Here is a 14,619-nt window from a genome sequence, read left to right as displayed (position 1 = left end):
CCATCGTGGTGGACATGACGACGACGCTCGGAACGGCGAGCGCGGGGCCCGGCGAGATCGATACGGGCCGGCTCGAGGTCGGCGAGACCCGGGACGGCAGCCCGATCGGTCTCCCCGTCGCCGTGATCAACGGTGCGAAATCGGGCAAGACACTCTATATGCAGGCCGCAAGCGACGGTGACGAACTCAACGGAGTCGGCGTCATCCAGCGCGTCGTGCCGCGACTCGATCCCGCCGAACTCGCGGGGACGATCCTGATCGTCGGCATCGTCAACTACCACGCGTTCCAGGTCGCCGAACACCGGAACCCGATCGACGATACGAAGATGAACCGGGCCTACCCGGGCAACGAGTCGGGCACCTCGAGCGAGCGGATCGCGGCGGCGACGTTCGACGTCGCGACGCAGGCCGACCTCGTCCTCGACCTCCACCAGGGGTCGACGAGCCGGATGATCGACGAGGTCCGGGTTCGCTGTGGCGGTCGCCACCGACTCCACGGCGAGTGTCTCGAACTGGCGAAGGCCTTCGGCTGTGGCTACGTGCTCGACCAGAAGGGGCCGGACGGGCAACTCGCCAGGGCCGGCCCCGACGAGGGCGTCCCCACCGTCGATCCCGAACTGGGCGGCAGCGTCGGCTGGGACGAGGAGAGCATTCGGAAGGGCGTCGACGGCGTCTTCAACGTGCTCAAGTACTACGACTTCCTCGATGAGGCACCTTCCATCACGACCCAGACCCGAGCCAGGGGGTTCGAACAGTACGGAGCTCCGGCCGGCGGTCTCGTTACCCTCGAACCGGAACTGGGAGCGCGAGTCAGCGCCGGCGACGTGCTGTTCGAGGTGACGACGCCGTTCGGCGAACCGAAAGCGGAGGTGACGGCGGACAGCACCGGCCTCCTCTGGCGAACGCGGCGGCTCCCGCAGGTCGCGACCGGGGAGTACGTCTGCTCCGTCGCAACCGATATCGACGAGTACTAACATGGTATCGAATCTCACCTGTCCCGACTGCGGTACGGTCTACGAGGCCGGCCCGGACGAACCGTGGCGCTGTGGCTGTGGCCACGCCCTCGAGTTCACCGAGCATCCGCTCCCGGAAGGCGAACCGCTCCCGCTCTCGCGGCTCGACACCACCGACGGCCTGTGGACGTTCTTCGAGTTCCTCCCGATCGAGCAACACGTCACCTTCTTCGAGGGCTTCACCCCGATGGTCGACGCCCCCGAGTGGAACGCCGACTTCAAACTCGAGTACGTCTTCCCGACGGGCTCGTTCAAGGACCGGGGCGCGACGACGACGCTCTCCCGTGCCGTCGAACTCGGGGTCGAGAAGGTCATCGAGGACTCATCGGGCAACGCCGGGGCCGCGATCGCGACCTACGCGGCCCGCGCGGGCATCGACGCGGACATCTACGTGCCGGCGGACGTCAAACAGTCGAAGCTGATGATGATCCAGCGGGCCGACGCCCGCCCCGTCCGAATCGAGGGGAGCCGCGAGGACGTCACGGCGGCCTGTCTGGACGCCGTCGAGGGCGAGGGCGACGACGACGGGGACGGCGACGTCCCGTGGCAGACCGGCGAGGGCTGGTACGCCAGCCACGCCTGGAACCCCGCTTTCTACGCGGGCACGATGACCTTCGCGTTCGAGGTCGCCGCCCAGCGCGGCTGGACCGTCCCCGACGCGCTCGTCCTCCCGATCGGCCACGGCACGCTCTTCCTCGGCGCGTACAGGGGCTTCTCCTTGCTGAACGAGGCCGGAATCGTCGACGGCATGCCCCGACTGCTCGGCGCACAGGCCACCGGCTACGCGCCCATCGTCGACGCGCTCGGCGGCGACACCACCGACGAGGACGGGAACGGGACCACGATCGCCGACGGGATCAAGATCGCCGCGCCCGCCCGCGAAGACGAGATTCTCGACGCGATCGCCGCGACGAACGGCGACGCCATCGCGGTCGGCCCGGACCCGATGGAGACCGCGCTCGATCGGCTCCACCGCGGCGGGTTCTACGTCGAGCCGACCTGTGCGGCCGCGCCGGCCGCGTTGCGCCAGTACCGCGAGCGGGGAACGATCGACGAGGACGAGGACGTCGTGGTCCCCCTGACCGGGACCGGACTGAAAACCCTTTGATGGCTGGAGCCCCGACCCCTCGATAGATGGTCAGCCGACCGCCGACGTTCTGTCCACACTGTGGTGACCCCCTCGAGACGATTTCGTTCGACGGTCGCGAGCGCGAGCGGTGTCCCGACTGCGATCGGATCGTCTGGCACAACCCGGTTCCGTGCGCCGCCGTCGCCGTCGTCGATCGGACGCCGCCCGACCCCTCGGTGCTCTGCGTCGAACGCGGGGTGGCGCCGGGGGTGGGCGAGTGGACGCTCCCCGGCGGCCACATGGAGGTCGGCGAGGAACCCGAGACGGCCGCGGCCCGCGAACTGGCGGAGGAGACCGGCGTCACGGTCGATCCCGACGCGCTCGACCTCCTCGACGCGACGACGGTCGCGCCGCGGGACGGCAAACACGTCGTCACGATCCACTACGTGGTCGATCGCGCGCTGACCGACGGCGAGGTGATGGCGGGGAGCGACGCGAGCGCGGCGCGGTTCTGGTCGCCCGCGGCCTTCGACGTCGCGAACGAGACGTTTCGACCGGTTCACGAGGCGCGGTTCCGGGACGCCGCGGCGTGGTTCGAGTAGGGCGACGGTCACCCGGCGGAGCGACGCGAGATCACGGGATTCATTACCGGCCCGGGCCAGGTGCGGACGATGAAAATACCGTCGTTCGCCATCGGGATCGCCGGTGGCACGGGAGCCGGGAAGACGACGGTCTCGCGCACGGTCGCCGAGACCGTCGGCGAGGCCGTCACGCGGATTCCCCTCGACAACTACTACGAGGACCTCTCCCACCTCACGTTCGAGGAGCGGGAGGCGGTCAACTACGATCACCCGTCCGCGTTCGAGTGGGAACTGCTGCGGGAGCAACTCAACGCCCTGCTGACGGGCCAGCCGATCGAGATGCCGCAGTACGATTTCGAGGTGCACAACCGCGCGGACGAGCGCGTTACCGTCGCCCCCTCGGACGTGATCGTCCTCGAGGGGATTCTCGCCCTGCACGACGAGGCGATCCGCGACATGCTCGATCTGCGCGTGTACGTGATGACCGACGCGGACGTCCGCATCCTGCGCCGGATCGAGCGCGACGTCATCGAGCGCGACCGCGACCTCGAGGGCGTCATGGACCAGTACCTCGAGACGGTCAAGCCGATGCACGAGAAGTTCGTCGCACCGACGAAGAAACACGCGGACGTGATCATCCCCGAGGGAGCAAACCGGATGGCGATCGACCTCCTGACCGAGAAAGTGGAGGCCGAACTCTCCGACGGGGCGACGCGGGACGATCCCGATCGGGAACTGACGTTCGACGGCCCGACGTCGGACTGACACGGATTGCTGTACCGATGTACCGGCGCAACCGCCGCCCGGATCGCGGTTGCGCCGGAAACGACTTACAGTAAACCGTATGAGACGGGGCCGGCCGATCGGCGACGAAACCCGACATTCCTTTACTTGCCCCCTGAATACGGGCGGGTATGTTCCGTGCCCTACGCGCCGAGGTCGAGGCCGCCCTCGAGACGGCGCTCGCCGATCGCGACTTCCCGACGGACGATCTCGGGATCGAAGAACCGCCGGACGACGTCGAGAGCGTCCTCGCCTCGAGCGTGGCCTTCCGACTGGCGGGCGAGGCCGGTGCCCCGCCGCCGCAGGTCGCCGGCGAACTCGCCGACGCGATCGACGTCGACGGCCTGACGTACGTCGCCGCGGTCCAGACCCAGGGGCCGTACCTCAACTTCCTCCCGAGCGACGCCTACCTCGCGGAGACGCTCGCGACCGCCACGGGAGACGACTACGGCTCCCTCGAGGACCGCGAGGAGTCCGTCGTCGTCGAACACACGAGCGCCAACCCGACGGGGCCGGTCCACGTCGGCCGCGCGCGGAACCCGATCATCGGCGACGCGGTCGCCAACCTGCTCGACTACGCCGGCTACGACGTCGATCGGCACTACTACGTCAACGACGCCGGCCGCCAGGTCGCGACGTTCACCTGGGCCTACGAGACGTTCGACGAGGCCGACCTCGAGAGCGAACCCGAGCGCGATCGGATCGAGTACGACCTCGTGCGGTACTACCGGAAGGGCAACGCGTTCCTCGAGAACGCCGACGACGACGCGGTCGCCGAGGCCGAGGCCGAGATCGAGGCGCTCATGCAGGGGCTCGAGGAGGGCGACGAGGAGACCTACGAGCGGGTCAGCGAGGTCGTCGACCAGGTCCTCTCCGGGATGAAGGCGTGTCTCGGACGACTCCCCGCCGAGTTCGACGAGTTCGTCAAGGAGACGCGGTTCATGTTCGACGGCTCGACTGACGTCGTGGTCGATCGACTGAAAGACCTGGACGAGGCCGTCTACGAGGACGACGCCTGGCAACTCGAACTCGACGAGCACGGGATCGACAAGAACCTCGTCTTCCTGCGGGCCGACGGCACGTCGCTGTACACCACCCGCGACCTGGCCCACCACGAGTGGAAGTTCGACAACTTCGATCGCGCGGTGACGGTCCTCGGCGAGGACCACAAGCTGCAGGCCAAACAGCTCGACGCGGCGCTGCAGATCCTCGGCAACGACACCGACGTCCTCGACTCGATCCACTTCTCGTGGGTCAACCTCCCGGGCGGCGAAGGAATGTCCACCCGCCGGGGAACCGGCGTCGACCTGGACGACCTGCTCGACGAGGCGATCGATCGCGCTCGGTCCGAGGTCGAGGATCGACTCGACGATCGGATCCGTGACGACGACCTGGACGAGGCGGACGTCGAGCGCATCGCCCACCAGGTCGGGATCGGCGCGGTCCGCTACGACATCGTCTCGAAGCAGCCGACGAAGGCGATCACCTTCGAGTGGGACCAGGCGCTCGACTTCGAGGCCCAGTCCGCCCCGTACGTCCAGTACGTCCACGCGCGGTGCTGTGGCATCCTCGAGGAGGCCGGCCTCTCGGTCACCGACGACGGCCGGATCGAGGGTCTCGCGACCGACGGCGTCGACGCGGCCCTGCTCGACGCCCCCGAAGAGCGGGACCTGCTCGAGACGATCGGCCGGTTCCCCGCCGCCGTCGAGGAGGCCGCAGACGACCTCGAACCCCACCAGATCGCGACCTACACCCGCGAGTTCGCGGACCGCTTCAACGCCTTCTACCGCGAGTGTCCGGTGCTCGCCGACGGCGTCGACTCCGACGTCCGGGAGGCGCGACTCGCACTGGTGGCCGCCTCGAAATACACCGTCGCGAACGCGCTGTCGATTCTCGGCGTCGAGGCACCGCGATCGATGTAGGGTGCACAGGGCGAGCGATTGATGTAGGTCGGCGTCGAAGCGCCGCGACTGAGGTGCCGATTCCGCTGGCTCGTTCTACCGGCCGACCGTATCCGCGTAAAAACAGAGGCCGCTATCGGGGACCGCCGTCCGATGAACCCGCACGGGAGTCGGGCCGCTGGCGAGACGCAGCGCCGGACTACTCGACCGTTTCGCGGACCAGAGCGAGGAACTCTTCGTCGGTCAGATCGTCGTTCATGTACCTGTAGATCCACACGGGGCGGACGGAGAACGACAGCACCCGGCCGTTCTCCTCGTCGTTGATCGTGTACTCGATGGTGTCGATCTCCCGTTTGAGTTCGGCGATGTCGTACGTCGGTCGCTCGTGGTCGCGGGCGAGTGACTCGAGTTCCTCGTGCAACGCGTCGCGATCGGTCGTCGTCGTCGTGGCCTCGACCCGCACCGTCGCGCCGTCTCGCTCGACGCGATCGATGCTCACCATGTCGCTGTCGATGGAGAGGTCCGGGGCGTCGAACCCGGGGACGTCGTCGAACTTCCCGTCGTCACCGTCGCCGTCGTTTCCATCACCAGTGTCGGTGTCGTCACCGTCGCTGTTGTCGTCGTCGGACCCGTCGTCCGTGCTTTCGCTGTCCTCGAGGCCGTCCTCGGGATCCTCGGAGTCGTCGTCGGTCTCGGACCCGAAACAGCCGGCCAGCGCGGTTGTGAGGGCGGCACCACTGCCGATGAGGAGTTTTCGTCGCTCCATGCACGAGGCATTGGTCGACTCCGTGATTAGTAATCAGTTCGTACCCGTTCTCGTACGGGACGCTCCAGTTCGTGCGACTCTTTCGATTTGTGAAATCAGAGCTACAGCCAATCTATGTCCAGAAAAACCCGGTTTCGCGATCGAAGACGCTATCCGGGGAGTCAGGCGATCGTGAGTGTCCGGGCCGGGTGGTAGTCACCGCGTTCGACCTGCAACCCCGTTATCCGGCGTCACGCGGCGATTCCAGACGTGATCTACCGTCAGGGTAGGGAACGACGAACCAGTCGACCGCCGGTGGGGGACGGCCGTCGCACGCGAAGCGTACGACGGGGCGGGGTCAGGGGTCCGTCTCGGCTTCCGTGATCGCGCTCGAGACGTCGTCCTGTGCGGCCTCGCGGCCTTCGGATCCATCGTCGGACCCACGGTCGGTCACGGACACGTCCACGTCCCCGATCGAGCCGCCGCGGGCCCGACTGTCGCCGGCCGTGTCGCGACCGCTCGGCGCTCGATCGGGGACGTCGATTCCGGACAGGTCGGCCGCGAGCCGGCGGTAGGCCACCGCGGCGGGGCCGTCGGGTTCGTAGACGACCAGGGGCGTCCCGGCGTAGACGCTCTCGCGGGCCGACGGATCCTCCGGAATCGTTCCCAACAGGGGGACCTCGAGACGGGCGGCGATTTCCTCGTAGGAGACGTCGCTGTCCGGCCGGGTTCGCGTGATGACGAGGCCGGCAATCTCGCCACCGGCCCGGTCGGTCAGCTCGAGGGTCTTCTTCGAGTCGTGAACGGCCGCGGGTTCGGGCGTCGAGACGAGCAAGACGGCGTCGGCCAGTCCGAGCGGGAGAACGGTTTCGTGGCTGACGCCGGCACCGACGTCGAGAAAGACGTAGTCGAACGCCGATCGCAGTTCCGAGACGACGTCCCGAAGGCCTTCGGGGGAGGTTTCGGCGTAGTCGTCGAGATCCGTTCCGCTGGGAACGGCGACGATATTATCCGCCAGCCGATAGGTCGCGTTGTCGATCGATGCGTCGCCAGCCAGCACGTCGTGTAGCGTCGTCGCGCCGGGAGAGAGGCTGACGAATCCGGCGAGGTTCGCCATCCCCAGGTCGGCGTCGACGATCGCGACGCGCTCGCCCGCCTGTGCGAGCGCCGTCCCGAGGTTGACCGTAGTCGTCGTCTTGCCGACGCCGCCTTTCCCGCTCGCGATAGCATATACCGTCTCCTGAGACATACTCGAGTACTGTCCGGACAGTTGCACGGCAGCACCTTAAATCGTGACCACACCGCGGCGGGGCGACGCTATGTCATAATTCATATGATTTCCGTATCGTCGGCACCGTCTCGGTACCGTGCTCGACGGGGACGAACGGGTCGGCTCACGATGACAGGGAACACGGTGTGTCAAAGGATACTTACACGCAGCACTGTTTTGTACGGCCAATGAGCCAGGAGGGCGAGCAGGAGCAATCCGACCGGAAGAAATACGAGTTCCGGAAGGTTATCGAGGATCTCAAGGATTACGACGGTTCCGGTACGCAGCTCGTGACGATCTACGTTCCCGACGACAGACAGATCAGCGACGTCGTCACCCACGTCACCCAGGAACACAGCGAAGCGGCCAACATCAAATCCAAGCAGACCCGAACGGCCGTCCAGGACGCGCTGACGAGCATCAAGGATCGGCTCCGGTACTACGACACCTACCCGCCGGAGAACGGACTGGTGCTGTTTTCGGGTGCCGTCGACACCAGCGGCGGCCGCACCGAGATGGTCACCAGAGTCCTCGAGAGTCCGCCCCAACCCGTCGAATCGTTCCGCTATCACTGCGACTCGGACTTCCTGACCGAGCCCCTGGAGGACATGCTCGCCGACAAGGGGCTGTACGGCCTGATCGTCCTCGATCGGCGCGAGGCCAACGTCGGCTGGCTGAAAGGGAAACGCATCGAACCCGTCAAGTCCGCCTCCTCGCTCGTCCCCGGCAAGCAGCGCAAAGGTGGCCAGTCCGCCCAGCGGTTCGCCCGCCTGCGCCTCGAGGCGATCGACAACTTCTACCAGGAGGTCGCGGGGATGGCAAACGACCTGTTCGTCCCCAAGCGTCACGAACTCGACGGCATCCTCGTCGGCGGTCCCTCGCCCACCAAAGACGAGTTCTTAGACGGCGACTACCTCCACCACGAGATCCAGGACAACGTCATCGGCAAGTTCGACGTCGCCTACACCGACGAATCCGGCCTGAAAGACCTCGTCGACAACGCCGAAGACGCGCTGGCCGACGCCGAGGTGATGAAGGACAAACAGCAGATGGAGGAGTTCTTCAAGGAACTCAACGCCGGCGACCTCGCGACCTACGGGTTCGAGCAGACACGCAAGAACCTGATGATGGGCGCGGTCGACCGTCTGCTGATCAGCGAGGACCTCCGGAAGGACGTCGTCACCTACGAGTGTCCCGAATGCGGTAACACCGATCGCGAGGTGTTCGATCGCCGGAAGTCGACGCCGACTCACGAGTGTACCGAGTGTGGCACCGAGGTCGAGGCGACCGAGGACGACCGGGAGGACGCGATCGACCACCTCATCGAGATCGCCGAACAGCGCGGCACCGAGACCAAGTTCATCTCGACCGACTTCGAGAAGGGCGAACAACTCTACAACGCATTCGGCGGATTCGCGGGCATTCTGCGGTACAGTACCGGCGTCTAGACGGTCCCGTAGGAGGAGACGGGTGCCAACGGGCGACGGTGGGACCATCCACGCCAGCGCGCTCGGACCGTGACGGCGACGATGGATCGGGCGAGACGACGCCCTCCCGCACCGGATCCAGTGAGTAGTACGAGACGGTGATCTTCTCCGCCGATCGGCCGTCCATCGTCGCGAACGGCCGGCTGGCCGCCGAACTTTTATTCGCGGAGGGGTAGTGTAGGGAAGTAGTTTCGATGCGTTCCCCGAGTCCAAGCCTGGACGTGCTCGAAACCGTCACGCGCCGACGGGACCTCCTCTCGTCGCTCGCGGACGAGCCACGTGGCAAGCGAGAACTCGTCGACCACCTCGAGTGTTCGCGGTCGACGATCGATCGGGCGGTCCGCGAACTCGAGTGGCTCGAGTTCATCCGGCGAGACGACGGTGTCTATCGACTGACGGCAGCGGGTCGACTGGCACTCTCGGAGCATCGCCGCAGCGTCAGCGTCTTCGAATCGATCGGCGAGGTCAGCCCCGTCCTGCGAGAGATCCCTCGGGACGCGCCGATGTCGACGGCGCTTCTCGACGGCGCCGACGTGACGGAGCCGCCTCAACACGCGCCGAACGAGCCGCTCCAGCAACTCGCCTGGTACCTCGACCAGGCCGATCGGATACGTGCCAGTACCACCGCGGAACGCCTCCCGCAGCTTCGACAGCGACTGTACGAGCGAACGATCGACGGCACCCTCGACGCGGAGTTGCTCGTGACCAACGACCTCGCGGAGTTCATCTGTGCGGAGTATCCCGGCCAGGTACACGACGTGGTCGTCGACGGGGGCGTCGATTTCCACGTGGTCGACTCGCTTCCCTACGAACTCACGATCGTCGACCTCCCGACCGAGTCGCGGGTCTTCGTCTTCGTGCTCCAGGAATCGGAGATCAAGGCGGTCATCGAGAACGACACGAGGGACGCGATCGAGTGGGCCGACGAGGTCTATCGCCGATTCCGTGCGAGGGCGACCGATCTGTCGTCGCCGGAGTGATCGCCGGTTCGACGGCCACAACGGCTATACAGACCGAATAGATGGCCACAAGCACCAAGAGGCGATCGCAGTGCGGTCGCTGACTCCGCGATCGCGATCCCCATCACGCGCGTCTGCGAACTGCTCAGAGCGTCCCCCTGAGGTAGATTTCGTCGTCGGTGATCTCCTGAATGCTTCCTTCGTCGAGCGGATGCGCGTCGTCACCGGCGTCAGCCCACCCGAGTTTGGCTTTGACGGTGTCGACGATCGTCGGATCGGGGTCGACGTACCCCCGGCCCTCCTCGACCGCGACGATGCGACCGACCTCGGTCCCGTCCGTGTTCAGGACGCGTTTTCCTTCGTCGGCTTTCGTGAGGCGCTCTCGTGTCATGCTGGTCCCGGTCGATCGTGGGGCCCCGCAGGGACTCCGCACCCACGTCGGGGCGGCACCGATCGGCGGTCGGCCGATCGAGGGCCGTGACCGGTCTGGCGGGAACAGGGATCTCGAGCCAATAAACGGCCGAAATCGTTTCCCCGGGACAGGGTCTCGTTTCCGCCGACGCGGTTAGTAACGGACGATTAGCGTCCACGCCGTCGGCAGGTCACAGGTCAACGCGATCCTGTCCAGCCACAACAGAAGGGTTATGCCGCTAGTCGCGTATTACTATTCGATCAATGGGCGAGTCCCAGTCCATCCCCGCTTCGATCGACGATCCGCGGGTCACCCCGCAGTTCTATCGGCGGGTCCCCGGATCGACCGACCTCCACCTCGTCGGCGTCGTCCACGACCACCCCGCGAGCGTCGCCCGGGTCGAACGCGTCCTCGAGACGGTCGATCCCGACCTCCTCGCGCTCGAGTTGCCGCCCGCGGCGCTCCCGCTGTACCGCGCCTACGCCCGCGACGGCGACGGCGGCGATCCACCCCGCTTCGGCGGCGAGATGAGCGCGGCGATCCGCGCGACCGACGCCGAAGTGGTCGGCATCGACGCGCCCAACTGGTCGTTCCTGCGACGACTCGTCGCGCGCCTCGTCGCCGACCGCGTCCCGGCGACGACGGCCCGGCGGGTCATCTCGAGCGTCGGCGGGGCGACCCGATCGGCGCTGACCTGCCGAATCGCGGCGTCGTTGACCCACGCGACCTCGATGACCGTCGCCTGCGACGACCCGATCGAGTACGAGTGCGCCCACACCGATCCGCCGGCCGAACAGGCGGCCCACGAGCGATCGCACGTCGCCGGCATCCAGGCACTGCTCGGGAGCGTCGATACCGGCGGCAGCGCACTCGCCTACCGGGACGAGACGCGCGAACGCTGTATGATCGATCGGCTCGCGGACGTCCGATCGACCGGCGAGGTCGTCGCGGTCGTCGGCGTGGATCACCTCGAGACGCTCGAGGCGGCGCTCGACGGAACGAACGCGTAGCAAACGATCACGAAGTGCCACTCAGCGAGGCGCGTACCGGTCCGTTTCGGGCGGTTCGATCAGGATTTCTCCGGCGCTCGTGACCGTAACGTAGTGGCCGTCGACGACGAACGAGAGTCGGCCACCCGTCCGCGGCGTGCCGTCGTGCCGCGGCCGAAAGAGCGCGTCGAGCGCGTCGGGATCGACGGCGTCGTACAGCGAGAACCGGCAGTCAGTGACGTCGACGCCCATGCAGTCGGCCAGTGCGTGAATCACGGTCGTGCTGAGCGCGGCGGAGCCGTCGGGATCGTGAACGGCGCGATACACCGATGGAGGGCGAGAGTGGGATGCGGGGGGTCTGTGTCCGGACATACCTGGTCGTCTTCGCCACCCAGTCGTTCCTCGAGGGATAAAAGCGTAATCGTCGATTACCTGCCAGAACGGCGGCTCTACTCCCGATTTATGCCGGATTTCGAGACCGTCACCGCTCCCGATCGGTCACGGCGGGACCGGGGCACACTGTCAGGCGGCACGCAACGGTCACTGGCGAAGCGCCGAGATGCAGTTCCAGCAGTACGTGAAGGTCTGGTCGGCCGCGTTTCGTGCGCCGCAGTGTGGACACCGGACCGTCTCGCCATCGAACTCCGGGGTCCGCGCCACGTCGTCCGGGTCGTTGGTGTCTTCCGGCGCACGGGGGTACCGATCGGCCCCGGGCGAAGAGCGTGAACTCGCCCGATTTGGGTCGGCGAGCGACGGCGACCCGGCGTTCTCACCGTCCGCGCGGCGGACGTAGACGTAGTACAGTAACAGGTGAAGCAGGGCGAACAGCACCACGTAGCCGACGAGCCAGCCCCAGAGCTCCATCGTCGTGACATACGTTCTCAACCCACTTGGGTATTCCCTGCCTCACGAGGCGATGACAGTCGATCGACGGAGAACGACAGTCGTTCCGGACGGTCCGACCACCCCCGTTGGAACCCGACGCGTTCCGGTCCGTACGTGCGCTATCGGGGCGGTTCCAGGTCGCGCCGGAATTCGTCGAACACCTCGAGATCGTTCGGCAGGTCGTACTCGAGGTGTCGTTGTTCCTGTCGGTTGATCCCGGCGTCCTCGACGGGCGTCGCGACCGACTCCCAGCCGGGCTTGATCTTGACGCTCTTGGCGGGCATCCCGACCGCGATGTGGTGTGCGGGGATGTCGTGCTGGACGACGCCGCGCGCTCCGACGATGGCGTTCTCGCCGACTTTGTTCCCCGCGCGCACCATCGAGTCGTAGGTGAGGCGCACGTCGTCCTCGACGATCGTGTGGTAGTTGCGCACCTCGGTCTGGTCGACGACGTCGTGGTCGTGGCTGTAGACGTGGACGCCGTCGGAGATCGACACCCGATCGCCGATCGTCAGTTTGCCGCGGTCGTCGAGGTGGACGTCGTCGTGGACGACCGTGTTGTCGCCGATCGTGATGTTGTGGCCGTAGGTGAAGGTGATCCCCTTGAAGAAGCGGCAGTCGTCGCCACACTCCTCGAAGAGGTGATCCGCGAGCATCCGCCGGAATCGGAGCGCGAACTCGACGTTGTCCGCGAGCGGCAGACTGTCGAACTGTCGCCAGAGCCACTGGAGGTGCTTGGAGCGGCGGAACCGTTCCTCGTCCTTCTCGGCGTAGTACTCGCTCTCCAGGGTCGTGTTACACGGATCGTAGCTCTGCAGTCGGACGCGCTCGGCCGTCGAGACGTCCCCGCCGGCCTGCCAGCGCTCGTAGGCCTCCCGATCGCCCGAGAGGTCGATCAGCACGTCCTCGACGACGTCGCAGGTGTCCTCGTCGCTCGACAGTCGCTCGTCGACCTCGTCGATGAACTCGCGCATGCCCGCCTCCGCCTCGTCGGGGAGCGAGACGTACCGCTTTGTCATATCCCGAGGTATTGCTCGCGGCACTCATAGGGGTTCGGTTGTGCGTTCGCTTTGCCGATCCCCCTAGCAAGTGGCACGCGGGTTACCGGATACGGAGTCCATCGATGATCCCGAATCCTTCTCGTCGAACGGCGATCCGTACGACACCATCACGGTGAGAACTGTATCGTACCAATCGATCACGTGCGTATGGGACGATCACGTGTGTATGGGAGAGTGAACCGCGTGCGACGTCAATCGACGAAGGCCAGTATCGCCATGCCTCTCGTAACGGATGCGCCTGGTTGTTCCACACCTCTGTATCGGCACCCAGGATCTTATTTCTATTATTATATAGAAGTAATAATTTCCTGGTCGATCGGAACAATAGTTACGTCTCCGTCGAACGTCCCCCAGTCCGCGGCGACGTTCCGCACGCCATAAGTCCCCTCGCTACGAAGGGCCGACCATGCAATACCAGGAACTCGGCGACTCCGGCGTCGAGGTCAGCGAAGTCGGCTTCGGCGCGTGGGTCGTCGGCACCGACTGGTGGGGCGATCGGTCCGAGGACGACGCCATCGAGATGGTCCAGTACGCGGTCGACCAGGGGATCACGTACTTCGACACCGGCGACGTCTACGGCCACGGCCGGAGCGAGGAGTTGATCGGCCAGGCCCTCGCCGAGGTTCGCGACGAAGTCACGATCGCGACCAAGGTCGGCTACGACTTCTACAACAACCCGCAGGCCGGCCACGGCGAACTCCCCAAGGAGATGGACCCCGAGTACCTGCGCGAGGCCGTCGAGAAGAGCCTCGATCGGCTCGAAATGGACTCGATCGACGTCCTCCAGTTGCACAACGCGAACGTCGACGAGATCACCCCCGACGTGCTCGAACTGTTCGACGAACTCGAGGAGGAGGGCGTGATCGAGGCGACGGGGCTCGCGCTCGGCCCCTCGATCGGCTGGCTCGCCGAGGGCGACCTCGCGATCGAGGAGGAGTTCGACTCCGTCCAGCTGGTCTGGAACGTGCTCGAACAGGAGGTGGGCAACCACTTCCTCGAGACGATCGAGGAGACGGGGTCCTCGACCAGCCTCATCCCTCGCGTTCCCCACTCCTCGGGGATCCTGAACGAGCAGGTCACCCCCGAGACGGAACTGGGCGAGGGCGACCACCGCGGCTTCCGTCCCGACGAGTGGTACGAGACGGGCTGGGAGAAGCTCGAAGCGCTCAGATTCCTCGAACGCGACGGCGAACGGACGATGGGGCAGGCCTCAATCGCGTGGCTCCTCTCGCACGACCCGGTCGCGTCCGTGACGCCGACGTTCCGCACCAAAGCGGACGTCGACGAGTGGGCGGCGGCCAGCGACGTCCCCAAACTCTCCGACGAGGAACTGGCCCGCGTCGACGACCTCTACGAGAACGACTTCGGGATCGATCGCGACGACGGCATGGACGCGCTGCGATCGTCCGTCGACGGCGAGGACATCCAGTCGGCCGGGCTGGACAAACTCGCGGCCGACTGAGC

15 protein-coding genes are annotated in these 14,619 nt (G+C 66.3%); 9 read left to right on the top strand and 6 right to left on the bottom strand.

Translation table 11 applies throughout. From position 1 onward, the window contains the following. Positions 1–14: 14 nt before the first annotated feature. From AC6I6X_RS19185 to argS, 5 genes are all read left to right on the top strand, one after another. Positions 15–974 (top strand): succinylglutamate desuccinylase/aspartoacylase family protein, encoded by a 960-nt coding sequence (locus AC6I6X_RS19185; protein ID WP_497932162.1) that lies wholly within the window; start codon positions 15–17, stop codon positions 972–974. Position 975: 1 nt separating this feature from the next. Next, complete coding sequence (locus tag AC6I6X_RS19180) at positions 976–2,121, top strand: pyridoxal-phosphate dependent enzyme (RefSeq protein ID WP_497932161.1); 1,146 nt, start codon at positions 976–978, stop codon at positions 2,119–2,121. 26 nt (positions 2,122–2,147) lie between these two features. Continuing rightward, the gene (locus AC6I6X_RS19175; protein WP_497932160.1) at positions 2,148–2,684 is read left to right on the top strand and encodes an NUDIX domain-containing protein; all 537 of its coding nucleotides are present in this window, start codon (positions 2,148–2,150) and stop codon (positions 2,682–2,684) included. Positions 2,685–2,753: 69 nt separating this feature from the next. Then, the gene (udk, locus tag AC6I6X_RS19170; RefSeq protein WP_497932159.1) at positions 2,754–3,428 is read left to right on the top strand and encodes a uridine kinase; all 675 of its coding nucleotides are present in this window, start codon (positions 2,754–2,756) and stop codon (positions 3,426–3,428) included. 149 nt (positions 3,429–3,577) lie between these two features. Beyond that, the gene (gene argS, locus AC6I6X_RS19165; RefSeq protein WP_497932158.1) at positions 3,578–5,368 is read left to right on the top strand and encodes an arginine--tRNA ligase; all 1,791 of its coding nucleotides are present in this window, start codon (positions 3,578–3,580) and stop codon (positions 5,366–5,368) included. 178 nt (positions 5,369–5,546) lie between these two features. Here the strand turns inward: argS and AC6I6X_RS19160 are convergent, their stop codons facing one another. Then, positions 5,547–6,113, bottom strand: a complete 567-nt coding sequence (locus AC6I6X_RS19160) for a DUF8159 domain-containing protein (protein WP_497932157.1) — start codon at positions 6,111–6,113, stop codon at positions 5,547–5,549. Positions 6,114–6,450: 337 nt separating this feature from the next. Continuing rightward, positions 6,451–7,341: a cell division ATPase MinD gene (gene minD / locus AC6I6X_RS19155; protein WP_497932156.1), complete on the bottom strand. Its 891-nt coding sequence runs from the start codon at positions 7,339–7,341 to the stop codon at positions 6,451–6,453. 209 nt (positions 7,342–7,550) lie between these two features. On the opposite strand from minD, the gene prf1 reads away from it, so the two are divergent. Both prf1 and AC6I6X_RS19145 read left to right on the top strand, forming a co-directional pair. Continuing rightward, positions 7,551–8,810: a peptide chain release factor aRF-1 gene (gene prf1 / locus AC6I6X_RS19150; protein WP_497932155.1), complete on the top strand. Its 1,260-nt coding sequence runs from the start codon at positions 7,551–7,553 to the stop codon at positions 8,808–8,810. 260 nt (positions 8,811–9,070) lie between these two features. Beyond that, positions 9,071–9,829: a helix-turn-helix transcriptional regulator gene (locus AC6I6X_RS19145; RefSeq protein WP_497932154.1), complete on the top strand. Its 759-nt coding sequence runs from the start codon at positions 9,071–9,073 to the stop codon at positions 9,827–9,829. A 124-nt stretch (positions 9,830–9,953) separates the two neighbouring features. On the opposite strand, the gene AC6I6X_RS19140 is transcribed toward AC6I6X_RS19145, so the two are convergent. Then, positions 9,954–10,199, bottom strand: a complete 246-nt coding sequence (locus AC6I6X_RS19140) for a DUF8593 domain-containing protein (RefSeq protein ID WP_497932153.1) — start codon at positions 10,197–10,199, stop codon at positions 9,954–9,956. A gap of 284 nt (positions 10,200–10,483) precedes the next feature. Here AC6I6X_RS19140 and AC6I6X_RS19135 point away from each other — a divergent pair, with 284 nt between their 5' ends. Beyond that, positions 10,484–11,230 carry a TraB/GumN family protein gene (locus AC6I6X_RS19135; RefSeq protein ID WP_497932152.1) on the top strand — a complete coding sequence of 249 codons (747 nt, stop codon included), beginning with the start codon at positions 10,484–10,486 and terminating at the stop codon, positions 11,228–11,230. A gap of 21 nt (positions 11,231–11,251) precedes the next feature. Here the strand turns inward: AC6I6X_RS19135 and AC6I6X_RS19130 are convergent, their stop codons facing one another. The 3 genes from AC6I6X_RS19130 to AC6I6X_RS19120 all read right to left on the bottom strand — a co-directional run bounded on the left by AC6I6X_RS19130 (position 11,252) and on the right by AC6I6X_RS19120 (position 13,113). After that, complete coding sequence (locus AC6I6X_RS19130) at positions 11,252–11,581, bottom strand: HalOD1 output domain-containing protein (RefSeq protein WP_497932151.1); 330 nt, start codon at positions 11,579–11,581, stop codon at positions 11,252–11,254. 168 nt (positions 11,582–11,749) lie between these two features. Then, positions 11,750–12,073 (bottom strand): DUF7577 domain-containing protein, encoded by a 324-nt coding sequence (locus AC6I6X_RS19125; protein WP_497932150.1) that lies wholly within the window; start codon positions 12,071–12,073, stop codon positions 11,750–11,752. A 140-nt stretch (positions 12,074–12,213) separates the two neighbouring features. Next, complete coding sequence (locus tag AC6I6X_RS19120; RefSeq protein WP_497932149.1) at positions 12,214–13,113, bottom strand: acyltransferase; 900 nt, start codon at positions 13,111–13,113, stop codon at positions 12,214–12,216. A gap of 448 nt (positions 13,114–13,561) precedes the next feature. Between AC6I6X_RS19120 and AC6I6X_RS19115 the strand changes: the two genes are divergently transcribed. Next, on the top strand, positions 13,562–14,617 hold the full coding sequence (locus AC6I6X_RS19115) for an aldo/keto reductase (protein ID WP_497932148.1): 1,056 nt from the start codon (positions 13,562–13,564) through the stop codon (positions 14,615–14,617). The last annotated feature ends 2 nt before the right edge of the window (positions 14,618–14,619 follow it).

This window comes from Halosolutus sp. YCN4, from assembly GCF_059736495.1.
Note: the sequence above shows the minus strand (reverse complement) of the source record. Positions and strands in the feature narration are given on the sequence as shown.